14 protein-coding genes and 1 pseudogene are annotated in these 15652 nt (G+C 44.9%); 5 read left to right on the top strand and 10 right to left on the bottom strand.

Annotated elements, in window-relative coordinates; translation table 11 throughout:
- Positions 1–91: 91 nt before the first annotated feature.
- Together SHD_RS01390 and ampC are read right to left on the bottom strand one after the other, a co-directional pair.
- Positions 92–937, bottom strand: a pseudogene (locus tag SHD_RS01390) (MFS transporter); the annotation flags it as partial.
- A 362-nt stretch (positions 938–1299) separates the two neighbouring features.
- On the bottom strand, positions 1300–2439 hold the full coding sequence (gene ampC / locus SHD_RS01385; protein ID WP_052030946.1) for a class C beta-lactamase: 1140 nt from the start codon (positions 2437–2439) through the stop codon (positions 1300–1302).
- Between the two features lie 488 nt (positions 2440–2927).
- Between ampC and SHD_RS01380 the strand changes: the two genes are divergently transcribed.
- The gene (locus SHD_RS01380) at positions 2928–3686 is read left to right on the top strand and encodes a tRNA-uridine aminocarboxypropyltransferase (RefSeq protein WP_023265502.1); all 759 of its coding nucleotides are present in this window, start codon (positions 2928–2930) and stop codon (positions 3684–3686) included.
- A gap of 107 nt (positions 3687–3793) precedes the next feature.
- Here SHD_RS01380 and SHD_RS01375 read toward each other — a convergent pair whose 3' ends face one another.
- Both SHD_RS01375 and SHD_RS01370 read right to left on the bottom strand, forming a co-directional pair.
- Positions 3794–5851, bottom strand: a complete 2058-nt coding sequence (locus tag SHD_RS01375; protein ID WP_023265501.1) for a PhoX family protein — start codon at positions 5849–5851, stop codon at positions 3794–3796.
- Positions 5852–6047: 196 nt separating this feature from the next.
- Positions 6048–7097: a tyrosine-type recombinase/integrase gene (locus SHD_RS01370; protein ID WP_039977083.1), complete on the bottom strand. Its 1050-nt coding sequence runs from the start codon at positions 7095–7097 to the stop codon at positions 6048–6050.
- 690 nt (positions 7098–7787) lie between these two features.
- On the opposite strand from SHD_RS01370, the gene SHD_RS01365 reads away from it, so the two are divergent.
- From SHD_RS01365 to SHD_RS01355, 3 genes are all read left to right on the top strand, one after another.
- On the top strand, positions 7788–8285 hold the full coding sequence (locus tag SHD_RS01365) for a hypothetical protein (protein ID WP_412084366.1): 498 nt from the start codon (positions 7788–7790) through the stop codon (positions 8283–8285).
- A gap of 148 nt (positions 8286–8433) precedes the next feature.
- Positions 8434–8757 carry a hypothetical protein gene (locus SHD_RS01360; protein WP_023265498.1) on the top strand — a complete coding sequence of 108 codons (324 nt, stop codon included), beginning with the start codon at positions 8434–8436 and terminating at the stop codon, positions 8755–8757.
- Between the two features lie 78 nt (positions 8758–8835).
- Positions 8836–10803, top strand: a complete 1968-nt coding sequence (locus SHD_RS01355) for a RecQ family ATP-dependent DNA helicase (protein WP_023265497.1) — start codon at positions 8836–8838, stop codon at positions 10801–10803.
- A gap of 41 nt (positions 10804–10844) precedes the next feature.
- On the opposite strand, the gene SHD_RS01350 is transcribed toward SHD_RS01355, so the two are convergent.
- The 6 genes from SHD_RS01350 to punR form a co-directional block, all read right to left on the bottom strand.
- Positions 10845–11183 carry a TusE/DsrC/DsvC family sulfur relay protein gene (locus tag SHD_RS01350; RefSeq protein WP_023265496.1) on the bottom strand — a complete coding sequence of 113 codons (339 nt, stop codon included), beginning with the start codon at positions 11181–11183 and terminating at the stop codon, positions 10845–10847.
- Positions 11177–11458 (bottom strand): sulfurtransferase complex subunit TusB, encoded by a 282-nt coding sequence (gene tusB, locus SHD_RS01345; protein WP_023265495.1) that lies wholly within the window; start codon positions 11456–11458, stop codon positions 11177–11179. Before tusB ends, SHD_RS01350 begins: the two co-directional genes overlap by 7 nt.
- The gene (tusC, locus tag SHD_RS01340; RefSeq protein ID WP_011622737.1) at positions 11458–11814 is read right to left on the bottom strand and encodes a sulfurtransferase complex subunit TusC; all 357 of its coding nucleotides are present in this window, start codon (positions 11812–11814) and stop codon (positions 11458–11460) included. Before tusC ends, tusB begins: the two co-directional genes overlap by 1 nt.
- 14 nt (positions 11815–11828) lie before the next feature.
- A complete protein-coding gene (gene tusD, locus SHD_RS01335) occupies positions 11829–12218 on the bottom strand; it encodes a sulfurtransferase complex subunit TusD (protein WP_039977079.1) in 390 nt (129 codons plus the stop codon).
- A gap of 59 nt (positions 12219–12277) precedes the next feature.
- Positions 12278–12937, bottom strand: a complete 660-nt coding sequence (locus SHD_RS01330) for a Bax inhibitor-1/YccA family protein (protein WP_039977077.1) — start codon at positions 12935–12937, stop codon at positions 12278–12280.
- A 259-nt stretch (positions 12938–13196) separates the two neighbouring features.
- A complete protein-coding gene (gene punR, locus SHD_RS01325; RefSeq protein WP_039977075.1) occupies positions 13197–14099 on the bottom strand; it encodes a DNA-binding transcriptional activator PunR in 903 nt (300 codons plus the stop codon).
- A 115-nt stretch (positions 14100–14214) separates the two neighbouring features.
- Between punR and punC the strand changes: the two genes are divergently transcribed.
- A complete protein-coding gene (punC, locus tag SHD_RS01320; protein WP_023265491.1) occupies positions 14215–15486 on the top strand; it encodes a purine nucleoside transporter PunC in 1272 nt (423 codons plus the stop codon).
- Positions 15487–15652: the final 166 nt, after the last annotated feature.

Here is a 15652-nt window from a genome sequence, read left to right as displayed (position 1 = left end):
GCGGCAAGAGCAGGGTCAACTTGCTCTTGAATAAAGGCCCCCTTTTAGGGGGTTAAAACAAAGCCACCTTCTTCAGAAGGTGGATTCTTTACCTACCAGCAATAAGAGCCCCGAGTAAGTATCCAGGGATAGGCGCGACAAAATAGCAGCTCACCATAAACGGTGATAGTTGCAAATATTGGCCATAGAGTACGCCTGCGATGGCTTCGAAGGCGGCAATGCCGGCAAAGGTCGCGATAAGGGAAAGCAAATAGGCTCTAAAGCTGCGGTGGCGCAGTACATGACGATAGGATGCCAAAATGGGTTGTTGTTCTCGCTTATCCTTGGGTAAGGATTCCCTAAAGCCAAAGCAAAGGAGTAGCCAAACCAAGCTGCCGAATCCAAACAGTACCCAGTATACGGCCTGCCAACCCCAGTAAGCGGAGGCAAAGCTGCCTAAAAAGGGCGCGACCAAAGGCAAAAACACCACGGCCATGGACACATAACTGTTAAATCTAACTAAGTTATCGCCGAAGTAATGATCCCTTGGAATACTGCGGCACAGGGCGCCAGCACTCGCGGTGCCTAGCCCCTGTAGTAGGCTTGCGAAAATCAACTGGCTAAAACTTGTGGCTTTTGCCGCCATCAACGCACCTAGGATAAAAATCCCAATGCCAATGAGCAGCGGCATTTTACGCCCAACTCGGTCGGATAATGGTCCATAGATAAACTGACATAGGCCGTAGGCGAGCAGATAGCAGGCCATAACCGCCTGCAATTTACTGGCATCCACAGCTAAGCCTTGGGCGATAAGGGGGAGTGCGGGGACAAAAATAGTTTGTGCCATCTGCCCACAGGCCACCATAAATACCAGCATAAAGAGTAACTGAGTGGCGCTGCCTGCGGCGGGTGTCGGCGCTTTTTGTGAGATTAAAGACGGTGTGTCGTCTGACATCATAATTCCATTAAAAAGCAGAGTTGAACGATGGCGCGCATCTTACCCCTAAAACATTTCAGTTCAAGTGGCAATCATGTTGATTTACTGAAATATTTTTTAATCTTATTAATAAGTTTTTCTATCGAATTATCATTGTCAAACTAAGCTTACACTTAGTGAGTAACTTGTTAATTTGGTTTTGATTTTGATAAATAGCGGCTGCTTAAATTAATCAGCGCAACTCATTTATTAACAAGATTTTTTATATGAGCCGGTGCGGATAAAAGATATCCAGAGATAGAAACGTGATGCTGTATGCGGGTTAACAATTAATAAGATGGAAAGCAGAATTTGCCTTCCATCGAATGAGGGCTGCTAAGGGATCATTTTGCTGGCAGTGCATCTAAGGCCGTTAATATCTGATAGCCAACAGTCACCCGAGGCGGTACGGGATAATTTTTATTGCTAAGTAACACTATGCCCAGTTTCTTCGCGGGAATATAAGCCACATAGGCTGCAAAACCGCCAGTTGAACCTGTCTTATTTATCCATAAATCAGGCTGTGGTGCTTGCGCCGGCTCTATTGCTTTCACTGGAACGCTGCCAAACACCACTTCTTGGGTATGTCCCGCAAGCAGCTTATCGAGGGCTATAGGATAGGGATAATGCTCCCAAATCATCTCTTGGGTCATCATGCCGACATCAAAGTAGCCAACGTGAGTGGCATCGATAGCCTGTTGTAATGCGGGAGAAAGAGGATGTTGCTGCATATTGGTTTCAACAAAACGCAGCAAATCCCCGGCCGAGGTTTTTATCCCGTAAGCCTCGTCGGCTAACACACCGGGATTCAGGCGTACAGGCTGATCTTGCTTATTATAACCTTGGGCATAATCGGCCATTTTGTTGCTTGGCACTTGAAGATAGCTGTGAGTCATACCCAGTTGTGGAAATAGGGTTTGCTCCATTACGTTTGGAAAGCTTTGCCCTAACTGTTTAGCCGCAATTAAACCGAGTAACCCAATGCTGGGATTGGCATAATTTCGGTGTGTTCCCGCGGCATAGGCGGGTTGCCATTCTTTAAAATAGCGCATCAATTCTGCATTGTTGGTCACTTTATCTGGCACTTGCATGGGCAAATCGCCCGCGGTATGGGTCGCGAGATTGATAAGATTGATCTGGTCAAAGGCACTGCCCCTCAATTCGGGCAGGTATTGGCTTACTTTATCAGTAAAGGTGAGTTTACCTTCTATTTGAGCATAGTTTGCGAGTGTCGCGGTAAAGGTTTTGCTGATAGAACCTATCTCGAACAGGGTATTCTTGCTGACATCTTGCCCAGTGGTTTTCGAGCTAACACCATAGGGGAAGAAATATTGTTGACCATTCATGCTGATCCCAACAATAGCCCCTGGGATCCCATATTCCTTCATTAGGGGATTAACCGCCGAATCGACAAGGGTTTGGATGGCTTCAGTTTGAAACTGTGGTGCAGCATTGGCCACTAATGGCGCCGCCGTAATCAGCATTAAACCGAGAAGGGGGGATGGGTTCGATAAACGCAAAATGCTCGCTGTTTTTACGGCTGGCTGAATAGACTCTGGCATACAATTCCTTTCACGATGATGGCATGATTGAACGGCACGGGTTAACAATCTGCGCCGTTTGAAACTCGATAATAACGAAAGGTTTAGCACGATTTAGCCTCGACTCGCCATTTAATTTCGCTTGGGTGACAGGATTAACGGCAATATTTTAGTAAAGGGTAAACAAGAGGTTGATGCCCATATCAAAATGCTGAGTTTTTGATCTGGTTTAATGGTGTTTTTGTTGTGTAGGGGGGTGAAATACCCAAAGGGAAATTTAAAGGCAATGCCACTTTTACACTAGGCTAATTGCGCCTTTCCCAGCCAAAGGATACACTGCGCCACCGCACGTAAGTATACGCATAGGTGACGTATACTGAGTTGCGCCTTTAAAAACAAGTTTGACCGAAATAGACTGAGAATTGGCTGCCATGGCTCTAGCCCCCCACGCTGTACATCGCTTATATGAATACCGTAAATCCATATCGACTAAGCCCTTTGGCGCCCGCGGTAAAAAACTGATCCGCTGTCATTTATGCCTATTGGGTGAGCAATTTTGTACCTGTTCACTGCGTAAACAGTTGACCACTCAGGCCAGTTTTCTGCTGCTGATGTATAACGATGAGGTCTTAAAACCGACCAACAGCGGTCGCTTAATTGCCGATCTTATCCCGGACACCCATGCCTTTCTCTGGTCGCGCACCGAACCTGCCCCTGAGCTGTTGGCGCTATTGGCTTCAAGCGACTATCAACCCTTTTTAGTCTTTCCGGCACAATATGCCGATCAAGGACAAACCGTATTGTCTGAGGTGCCCATGGAGAGTCTTGCCGAGGGGAAACGACCTTTGCTGATTATGCTCGACGGTAGTTGGCGTGAGGCAATTAAGATGTTCCGCAAAAGCACTTATTTGCAAGGCTTGCCAATGTTGTCTTTCGACCCCGATACTTTAGCAACCTACGCATTGCGTAAGGGCAGTCATGACTTTCAATTAGGCACGGCAGAAGTTGCTTCCCTTGCGCTTGCAGCAATGGGCGAGGAGGCTAATGGAAAGGCACTAACGGCTTGGTTCGATCTATTTGTGGAGTCCTCGCTGCTTGGGCGTAACCGTCGTTGCCGTGAAGATATTTTACCCATCTGCAATTTTACCGATGCTTTTGAAATGGCCTACATTGAAGCTATCTCAAAGTAGCTGGTTATTAGCAGTGCATTTTGCTGTGTGAAATCGACATTAATTACAGCTCAATCGCTCTTAAAGAGACGATTGAGCTGCTTAATGTTCAGCTTTAGGCAAGTCAATTAAACCGCGACAGCTTTACCATCGAGTTTACGGATCACCACAGTTGCCGCACGTGGGCGCAGTACGGTACCTGCTGGGGTAACTTCTGCCGCGTTATTCGAATAGGGCCAGTTGCCCGGATGCTGAATATTGGCAAAAACCGAAGTGTAATCTGGGCTGATAGCAAAGCCTGTGACTTCACAATCATTTGGCCCGACAAAGAAACGCTTTAATTCTATTTGGTTTTCGGCCGTCACACTGGCTTGCTTGTTTGCGCTGTCGACTAAGGTCGATGGCACAATTGCCAACATTTGATCGTTGGTTTCCTCGGCGACTTCTTTGGCACCATTATCGGTTTGCACCCATAAAATGCCGCGGGCGTCGAAGGCTAATCCATCGGGGCTTGCAAACTGGTTTAAATCCGTTAAGCCCGACAGGTTGGTCTCGGCATTACCATCACTCGGTGAGCCGAAGACAAAAATATCCCATGTAAATTCAGTATCTTTGCCGCCTTCATCCCAACGAATAATATGTCCAAAGTTATTTTTAAGCCTTGGGTTAGCAGGGTTGGCTTCGGTGCGTTTGGAGTTGTTGGTCAGAGTTAAATAGGCTGAACCTGTGAAAGGGTCAACCGCACACCACTCTGGGCGATCCATAGGCGTTGCGCCGACTAAATCCGCCGCACCCGCAGTATTTAAGATAATCTCGGCAAGACTTGAAAAGCTATCACCTAAGGTTTTACCGTCTGTCGTTTGGCTATCTAAGGTTAAAGGCAACCATACACCAGCGCCATTTTCGTTAAACTTAGCGGCATACAATGTTCCTTCATTCATATATTTATCACCCATTTGCAGGCGATTTGCGCTGTTTGCATCCTGTGGATCCCACACTGCATTCGACACAAATTTATATAAGTATTCGAATTGAGAATCGTGGCCAGAGTAGAACACCACAGGTTTACCTTCGGTTAATTTTCCGAAGGTACATCCCTCGTGGCGGAAGCGACCAAGGGCAGTCCGTTTGATGGCGCGTGAACTTGGATTGTATGGGTCAATTTCAACGATATAGCCGTGACCATTAGCCTCGTTGCGGTAATCATCTTGTGCACTATTGCCCTTTGGTGTGACATCAAAACGCGCGAACTCATCGAGACGCTCCTCGGCGTGACCCGCTAAATCATCCCAGCCATAGCGAGTGCTTTTTTTGCTGATCCCGATACGGGCTTGATCGGCGGCTAAAGTGCCGCGGTTGGCAAAGTAACCCGGCCAGTTTTCTTCACAGGTCAAATAGGTGCCCCAAGGCGTGTAACCATTACCACAGTTATTTAAGGTGCCACGAGCCTGACTACCATCGGGCGAATAACGGGTTTCGAGTAACGGTGAATAGGCGAGTGGGCCTGCAATATCCATCACTGTTGCGCCTGTAAAGCGGCGGTTATGTTTGTCGTTATACACCACTTCCCACTGATTATTAGTCAATTTGATTCGGACAACAGATACGCCGTGGGCATTAATTTCTTTGCGCACTTCATCGACAATAGTACGTAAACCTGTGGTTGCATCAACCGTTGGACCATTAGGATGTAAGGCTATTTCATCGATATATTCATGGTTAATACACAATAAACCATCATCACCGGCTTCGTTCAGTGGGAAGAAATGCATGCCATCATGGTGCATACCGACTGAGTTTGCTTGGTCATCTGCGGTATTGGTACCATCGGCTTTCCATGGAGCTGCTTTAGCATTTAACGGTGTGCCCCAAGGCGCAAGAACCTGCGCGCTGTATCCTTCTGGTACCACAACGGCATCTAATCGAGAGCCAGCTACTGATTTGAAGTTTAATTTAGCGCTACTTTGAGTCGGTGGTAATGGTGGTACAGGATCAACAGGTGTCGGAGCCGGTGAACTGTCTGAACCGCAACCGACTAATCCTACACCAGCAAAGGCTGTCATCGCTCCTAGACCTAGCCCACTTTTAACAAAATTACGGCGGGATAAATGTTTATCCAACACTTGATTAAAAGGTTCGTTATTACTTTTATTATAGCGTGTAGGATCAAAGGTGGCCTTACTCATATTTTACTCCAGCTAGTACGAAGAATGAAATTTCGTGCCTAAGCCTAGAGTATCTATATGACACTAAAGCTGAGTTTTTATGACATTAATACTGCAATATAAAACTTTTATTTTTTATTAAAAATAACTTAAAAATAAAATGATTTTTAATATAAAAACTGAACACGGTGTTATTAATTAAGCGCTAATGTAAAGATTAATCTTCTTTTGGCTTGAGGTAATGGCGTAATGAGCGTGGATCAGTATGCCCAGTTCTTGCCATGATATAAAGTGTATCTTTATTATTTTCATGTAGTTGCGTTACGCATCCGCTGCGCAAACTGTGAGCGCCATAATATTGTGCGGGTAATCCCGCTTTAACGCAATATTGCTTAATGATCCGATAAATATCATCACCATTTAAAAATCCACTGTTTCGAACAAGTGATGATTTTGATGTAACCTTATCACTGACTTGATAAGGCCTTAAGGATTTGCCGTCGCGGGAAATGGAGCGAAATAAATGACCTTCAGTAATTTTGCTTTCATTAAGCCAGTCCTTAACAGCATTATAGGCGGCAAAGGGTTCAGATTCGGGTAAATTCTTCCACTCCCTTAATCCCTGTTGATTACTTTTAGAAAAGGGCAACCGTACTTTTAATTTATCTCGCATAAAACTTAAATATTGTACTTTTAAGTTCGCCAATTCGGAGCGGCGAAATCCGCCTTGTAGTCCAAGCTGAATGATGGCTTTATCCCTAGTGCGCAGCAGCGGATGGGGTTGCTGCTCTATCGCTTGGATCAGTAGCTCGACCTCATCGTACATGATTGGCTGCTGATCATAATCTTGAACTTGTCTATGGTGATTGCGACTCAGCCCACGCATCACTCGGATCACTAGCGGGTGTTCGGTGGGGGATGGAAATCCAGCCTGAATATGGTAGTAACGGATCGCGGCTAGCCGAGTTATTAAGGTTTGCTTTGATAGCTGAGTTCCACTGCTTGCTTGGAGCAATTCTTTTTGATGACCGATAAAAGAAATAATACTGCGCGGATCGGCGGGTAACGGCTGCAGCTGATGTGTCGCGCAATATTGCTCAAATAGGCCAAAGCTAGTCCGATAAACCCGACGGGTATTGCTGGAGATTTCGTATTCAGTTTCTGCGGCCGCATTAAAAAAATCACTGTGAACCGATTGGGGCAGTGAGCTTTCCTCAAAAAATGGCGAATCAGTTTGTTTATAAACGGGTGTGATAGTTGATGCCATGCCTGAGATGCGGGTAGGAGTATTGTCACCTGCGAAATAATGGTTAAGCGATTTAGACATGAAGAGTATTTTACGGCTGAGAAACTGCCGCAATTATACGTAAAACCTGCGTTTATTTACCAGTGATAATCGTCATTATCACTGGTAGAGGTGTTATTTGTGTTTTAATTAATCGCATCGTTTAAAAAGAAGGCATTATTTAACGTGGAACTGTTGGGAAGGCGGGCACAAAACTAACTCGAAGTATAAGATGCGTTCAAATAACACATTAATAAGAGATAAAGAGGAGCTTAGTTTTGTTGTTTGTTATTTAGTCAACTAGAGTAATTAGAGTTAAATTTGTCTATGAAATAATCAGTATTTATTTTGCTAGTTGGCTAACTTTGTAGGTGAGTGGCTTTATTTTTAAAAGATGGTTTAACCATTTTATGTGGTTGAAAAGTGGCAGCCAAACTTAGCTAATGTTTTGGTGATATCACAGTGATTTCAATTTAGCCTCGCTAAAACAGGAGATTAGTAGACATGATAAGTGTGTGCTCAAGCTCGTGTGTTTCAGGAGTGGGACGTATAACCTTTTGTGGTAAAAACGAACTTATAAAATGGTGTAACCATTCTTTTAATCTATGCTTTTTATCGGTATCATGAGTCAATTCATAAATCATTATTAGAAAGTATAAAATCATACCAATGATGACAAAAACGCTATGGGAATATCATTATGCCGCACCTTCTTCGGGGCGAAAATTATTACTACTCGATAAAACGGAATTAGTGTTTGCCTTGCCGTTAATTTATCGGATGGTTCATCCTGAGAGTGTCGCCGAGCGGGCAGAGTGGTTTCAGTTAAATCAGTCCCAATTAAGTTATACCGAATTAATTGCTAATTTAAATTTGCTGGTTCAACTGCGGAAAAAAAATCAATCTGTTGATGTGCAGTTGAAATTGGTAAATGGACAACTTAATCAGTATTTCAGTGATTTGGGTTGGCGCATGGTGCGAAAGGAACTTTCTCAGATTAAAAAACGCCAGAAAAAATCCCATATCGAAGTCAGTAAAGATATTATTTTGCGATTAAAACGGTACATGGAGTTAGAAGGTTTAGACAGTTTTGATCAAGCGCTCGATACGCTATTATCTGAACATACTGCGGCAGTCGCAGCGCTAAGGGATGAACAAATTCCGTCTTGAGATTGTATGCCGATTCTGGTGTAACCTTGTGATGCATAGTGTATTCATATTAAATATATTGAATAACCGGTTGCCAAAACACACTTCAGACTGAACGTATCTCACTTACAACTCATTATTATTTAAGTATGTTGGATAGGGAAAACGTATGCCAGAACATCGAATAGTCTCAGTACTTTGCCGAATCGAGCCAGGATGTTTAGGGCCAGATGGACGTGAACATATTGAAGCTTTTTGTGCATTAGCCCAGCAGGCGATGAAGCATTTTGCCGCTGATGTGGTGACTTGGACGCTAGTGCCTCGGTACGATAAAACGCAGCCTGAAATGGAATACAGTGTCGCCAATAAAAGCCTGTCCCGCGCGCAAGTAATACAGTATTTCAATACTTTAGGCCAAGATGTCGATACCTTTGAAGAAACCTTCAACGACAAACTCACCGCTTTTATCAATTTATATTTAGCCAGAAAATAATTGCGACTCGTTTAAGCGCATTCATTTTTTGCGTTGCCGCCACCGCCTCCACCATTGTGGTGGCATAAGGATTTGTTTATGTCTTATTCAACAACGCCGTCAGCTAACGCCGTGGATTATACGCCCTTATTACAGCAACAGTTTGGTTTTGATGGATTCAGGCAAGGCCAACATGATGTTGTCTCACTGCTATTGTCAGGTCATTCGAGTCTTGCCATTTTCCCTACTGGGTCGGGTAAATCACTTTGCTACCAATTTACAGCACTTCAACTACCTCATCTCACCTTAGTTGTGTCCCCCTTACTGGCGTTGATCAAAGACCAACTGAGTTTTTTGCATGAGAAGGGCATTAAAGCGGCAAGTATCGATTCGACCTTAACGCCTGAACAGACCCAACAGGTGATTCGTGAGGCTCGCTCAGGCGAGCTAAAGTTGCTAATGGTATCGGTAGAGAGATTTAAAAATGAGCGATTTAGACAATTTATTCAATCTATCCCTATTTCTATGCTAGTTGTCGATGAAGCGCACTGTATCTCAGAATGGGGACATAATTTTCGTCCCGACTATTTAAAACTTCCCGATTATCGCCGCGAATTAGCGATTCCATTGGTGCTGTTACTCACGGCCACTGCAACGCGGAAAGTAAAACTGGATATGGCGGCGCGTTTTGATATTAAACCACAACACATTGTTCAAACTGGCTTTTATCGCTCAAACCTCGACCTGAGCATCATGCCTGTGGCAAGCCAACACAAACTGATGGCGCTACAACAGCAGCTGCAAAGCTTTACCGGAGTGGGAATTATCTATGTAACTCTGCAGCATACCGCAGAGGATGTTGCGGCGAAGCTTTGCCAAATGGGGTTTGATGCAAGCGCCTATCATGCAGGTCTTGAGGATCACTCTCGTCAACAAATTCAGCAGGATTTTATGCAAGGTAAGATCCGCATCGTGGTTGCGACCATCGCCTTTGGAATGGGCATAGATAAAAGTAATATTCGCTTTGTGATCCACTACGATCTGCCTAAATCCATTGAGAATTATAGTCAGGAAATTGGCCGCGCAGGGCGTGATGGGCAACTTTCCCATTGCGTCACCTTAGCCAATTTAGATGGGATCAACACTGTCGAAAATTTTGTTTATGGTGATACGCCTGAACTGGCAAGTATTGAGGGTGTAATTAATAACATTCGCGAAGAAACCCACAATGGACGTTGGGAACTGCAACTTCATCAACTGTCAAATGTGAGTAATATTAGACAACTCCCTCTGAAAACGTTACTCGTGCAGCTTGAAATGCAAGGCGTTATCAAACCACTTTATGCTTATTATGCTGATATCAGTTACCGATTTATTGTGCCGCAAACGCAAATTTTGTCGACTTTTTCACCGGAACGGCAGGCATTTTTAACTGATATTTTCGCCCATACCCAAATGAAGCGCATTTGGGGTAGTTTGGATTTTGCTTCATTGTATCAAGCTACGGGGGCTGAACGGACTCGAGTAATGGCTGCATTAGACTATCTTGCGAGTCAGCAATTCATTGAATTAGAAGCAAAGCAAGTCACTGATGTTTATCAAGTCAATGAAAAAGGCTTAGTAGAGGACAATCTAGCAGAACAGCTTTTCCAATATTTTACTGATAAAGAAGCAAAAGAAATTGCCCGCATTGAACAGTTAGTGCGATTTTTTGAGCTAACAAGTTGTTTAAATTACAATTTAGCTCGATATTTTGACGATAGTGCAGCGCCTAAATCCTGTGGCCATTGTAGTGTATGCCGTGGTCAAGTGGCTAAATTAACCTATTCTGAAGAGCCAATATGGCCTGATGATACGCAAATTTGTGCCGATTTAAACGAGCTTAAACTCGCAGCAGAAGCCAAGGGCTTAGCACCTTTGTCCTTAGATACCCAATGCCAATTTTTAGCAGGCCTGACTCAACCTATCTTGACTCGTTTGCAAGCCCGAAGACTACAAGGCTTCGGACGTTTGGAAAAATGTAGATACGCCGATATCAAACAAAAGCTAGAAAAAGCGGGTACTTAATGGATTAATGATTGAAGGCATATCTGCTATGCCTTTCGTCATTAGATGCATTTAGCGGGTTTAGGTAACCCTGCTATTTTTGTTGCTTGTTTTGCAGGGCCCACGGGGAAAAGGGTATAGAGATATTTTGAGTTACCTTTTTCTGGCCCTAAGGTTTGGCCTATCGCCTTGACTAGCACGCGAATGGCAGGACTCGTTTTATATTCCAGATAAAAATCCCTAACAAAATTAACTACTTCCCAGTGGGCGCTGGTCAGTTCAATCTGTTCCTCTTGGGCCAACAACGGCGCCATATCCGGCTGCCAGTCAGCGATATTCTTCAAATAACCTTGATGGTCGCGTTCAATTTCGACGCCATTGAATATAAGCGGATTTACCAAGTGATCACCTTATCGTGCTGCAAAGATTGAGCGACAAACTCGCTGTAATCAATCTGACTAATGTTTTTAAGACGTTCTGTTAAGCCGCGGGCGATGACATCGTCTTTCAACACCATCACCTTAAAGGGCGATAGCGCCATGGCCCATTGGCGCAGTAATAATGCGTTAACGCCATCGCTCGAGAGTAAAATTGCATCCTCTTTGCAAGCATAACGTAGGCAAAGTTTGAGGGCATTGTCTCGGCTGGGCGAGGTTTGGATATGATGTAAAATCATTAGAATACTAAGACCTCATCGACGGCTTTTAAGTGAGCTGAAATGGCTTCATCATTTAAGATAGTCACCGGAATCGACAGCAAGCCATGGCTTAAACCGTAGTCACCTAAGGACTGTTTGCAGGCGAACACTGATTCGATGTCGTACAGCGGGAGCGCTTTTAGCGCCGCGAGGTAATCTTTCCCACCAATAAGTTCGGGTTGTTGATCTTTAAGCAGATGCAACACGCCTTCGTCGACAAACACTAAACTCACTTCTTGCTCAAAACTGGCGCTTAACAGGGCAAAGTCTAAGGCCTCGCGGCCTTTAGTGGTGCCATGGGGCGCGCTTCGGAACAATATACAGATTTTTTTCATAACATTTCCGAAGCTTAAAAGCAGATCAAACGATCGGCTGATTCAATTCCCGTGACCAGTTCACCTAGTCCACCCATGATAAAAGAATGTTCAACATTCCAGTGGCTTAGCCCATTTTCCTGCGCCTCTTGCTGCGAGACTATGCCGCGCCGTAATGCCGCTGAGACACAGTTCACTAACGAGACTTGATGCTCGGCCGCAAGTTGTTTCCAGCCTTTAACCACATCATATTCATCGGATGCGGGTAAGTTAAAGTCCGTCGAGTTATACACGCCATCCTGATAGAAAAACACGCAGACAATCTTATGTCCGCTTTGCAGGGAGGCTTGGGTGAAACGTAGGGCATTCACACTTGCCGACGTGCCATAGGCTGGCCCGTTTACTTGGATAATAAATTTGCTCATCATAAAAAAAATGGCCCTAAAAGTAGGGCCATTTTAGCGTAAGTTTCCCGAAAAGGGGATTAATCATCGTTACCAATGCCAAGCAAATGCAAAATGGCAATAAACAGGTTTAAAAAGTCCAGATACAAGGAGATAGTGGCGCGGATATAGTTAGTCTCGCCGCCATTCACGATACGGCTAGTATCGAACAGGATAAAGCCGGTCATTAACAGCGCAAGACCCGCGTTAATTGCCATAAAGGCCACACTGTTACCCACGAAAATGTTAATCAGCGCAGCGGCGATCACCACAATCAATCCGGCGAACAGGAAACCACGTAGGAAAGAGAAATCTTTCTTCGTCGTGACTGCATAGGCCGAGAGCGCAATAAAGATAACCGAGGTTAATCCTAAAGCTTGCATGATAAGCTCAGAGCCATTGGTCATACCGGCGTAGTGGTTAAGCATGTAACCTAATGAGGCGCCTTCCATACCCGTAAAGGCAAATACCCAGAAGATCCCCGCGGCCGAATCGGCTTTGCGTAGGGTAACAAACAGCAGCACCAAACCACCGATAGATAAACCGAGTGACATCAGTGGGCTGATGTTAAGCGCCATCGCTAAGCCTGCACACACTGCCGAGAAGGCGAGGGTCATGGCTAACAATAAATAGGTATTTTTAAGAAGTTTATTCACTTCTAAGGTGGATGCACTCGCTGAGTACAAAGTTTGCTGAGTCATATCTTTCTCCATTAGCTTTTAAATCCAAACTGATCATTTTGATTTTTAACGGGGACGAGAGTTCCCATTAATATCGTAAATCCAGTAAAACTGGGTGAATACTACCGAAAACTGCGCTGTGCTTAAAGGATTCACACCACAAATAACAAATTGTAATGACTGATTTTTCTGCGCTACCAAACGATTCAGCCGTATTTCGTTACACCAGTGCAACACAAAGACTTTAAAACAAGCTTAATCCTGCGGTAATGCAGTAATATTACGCCAGCCATTCACGGTGTAATTTATCGGTATCCCCTAAGTAATCGAGCACCCAGGCGAGGGCGGGCGACATCTTGTCGGCGTTCCAGGCCAGGCAGCATGGGCTGGTTAATTTCGGATTTTCAAGCTGCTTTTCAACCAAGGCGCCCGCTTTGATAAATACGCTGGCTAAATGAACAGGCATATAGCCGATACCTAGTCCCTCTCTAAAGCAGTTAATCGCGCGGATCCAATCCGGCACTACGAGTCTGCGTTGATTCTCCAGTAACCAGGTCATGCGCTTAGGTATTTCCCGCGAGGTATCTTCCAAACAAATGGAGGGGAAGGGACGCAGTTCATCATCGGTCAAGGGGCGATCAATACTGGCTAAGGGATGGTTTTTACTCACCAAAAACGCCCATTGAATATCGCCCATGTCCTTATACTGGTATACGCCCCCCACGGGAATGGCGGTTGTTGCGCCAATGGCGATATCACTGCGACCAGTTGCAAGTGCCTCCCACACCCCGTTAAAGACCTCGATGCGGATGATAAGCTCAATATCATGGAAATGACGGTAAAAGTCGGCGATTAATACGCTAATTCGGTCGGCACGCACTATGTTATCTAAGGCGATAGACAGTGTGGGCTGCCAGCCGTTGGCCACACGTTGGGTGCCGCGTTTCATCTCATCCATTTGAGTCAGCAAGTTTCTGGCTTGCTTAACAAAATGCTCTCCCGCAGGGGTCAAGGTCACGCTGCGGTGGTGGCGCTCAAATAACACGACGCCAAGTTCTTCTTCAATTTGTTTAACCGCATAACTGACCGCAGAAGGGACCTTGTGCAGTCGATTGGCTGCCGCTGTAAAACTCCCCACCCGGGCCACGATATCAATGAGTTCTAACGCTTGTTCCGAGAGCATAGCTGACATCCAATGTGATGAAAATAATTGATAGCATCTGTCAAAAATAAACGTTTCCAATCAAATTAACAAGTATTTAGACTGCACGCCTTAAGTCTTTTGACATGATTATTTTATGAAAACGTCTAGTAATATCTTTGTAAATATGAAGTTTTTTATATTTTTATTCTATTTAGCCTTATTAAGCATGTTAGGTTTTATTGCCACTGACATGTATTTGCCTGCTTTCAAAGCAATTGAAAGTTCGTTCAATACTTCACCGTCTCAAGTGGCGATGTCGCTCACCTGTTTCTTGGCTGGTTTAGCCTTAGGGCAACTGATTTATGGCCCTTTGGTGAGTAAACTCGGCAAACGTTACGCCCTAATCCTCGGCCTTGGCATTTTTGCGCTTGCCAGTGTGGCCATCGCCAATAGCGACTCGATACTGATGCTGAACATCGCTCGCTTCTTCCAAGCCGTAGGCGCCTGTAGTGCAGGGGTCATCTGGCAAGCGATTGTGGTCGAGCAATATGATGCCGAAAAAGCGCAGGGGATTTTCAGTAACATTATGCCGTTAGTGGCATTATCACCCGCATTAGCTCCCATCCTTGGTGCTTATATTCTGAACGATTTTGGATGGCGTGCAATCTTTATCTCATTGTGTGTGATTGCCTTTTTGTTGGTATTGATGAGCTTATACTTCGTGCCGAGCCACGCACAGCATCAGGATACTAAGCCAAGCGCGGTTTCCTACGGGCAGATTTTGAAAAATACTCGTTACCTTGGCAATGTGTTGATATTTGGTGCCTGTTCGGGTGCATTTTTCGCATACCTTACTGTATGGCCGATTGTGATGGAGCAACACGGCTATCAGGCAACTGAGATTGGGCTGAGTTTTATTCCGCAAACCATCATGTTTATCGTGGGCGGATACGCGAGTAAGTTATTGATAAAACGCATTGGTGCCGACCGTACACTCAACGTATTGCTGGCCATTTTTGGGCTCTGCGTTATCTCAATTGTGTTTTTCACCTTATTAATGAAGGCGGAAACTATTTTCCCACTGCTGATTTCCTTCTCGATACTCGCTGCTGCGAACGGGGCGATTTATCCGATTGTGGTTAACAGTGCTTTGCAACAATTCACTCAAAATGCGGCTAAAGCGGCAGGATTACAGAACTTTTTGCAAATCACCATCGCCTTTGGCGCCTCTAGCTTAGTCGCACTCTGGGCAAGTTCAGGAGAAGTTGCCATAGGTTGGGGCATTCTGAGCTGTTCATTAGTAGTGATCTTGGGTTACCTGTTAAAAACCGAGCAAACTTGGGCTGATTTTGCTAAACACTTTACTGCGCCAGATCCTGCTCGTCTTGGGATCAATGCAGATACGAAGCAAAATCAAGCAGATTGAATGTAATACGAGCAGTTAGCGCAGAATTATCAGTTAGTGCTTTACAGTCAGTAAACTAACTTATATTATGCGCATCGTTCGGAGGGGTGGCAGAGTGGTTTAATGCACCGGTCTTGAAAACCGGCGTGGGTTTATAGCCCACCCAGGGTTCAAATCCCTGCTCCTC

Origin of the sequence: Shewanella decolorationis S12 (assembly GCF_000485795.1) — a bacterium.
GTDB classification, from domain to species: Bacteria; Pseudomonadota; Gammaproteobacteria; order Enterobacterales; family Shewanellaceae; genus Shewanella; species Shewanella decolorationis.
Note: the sequence above shows the minus strand (reverse complement) of the source record. Positions and strands in the feature narration are given on the sequence as shown.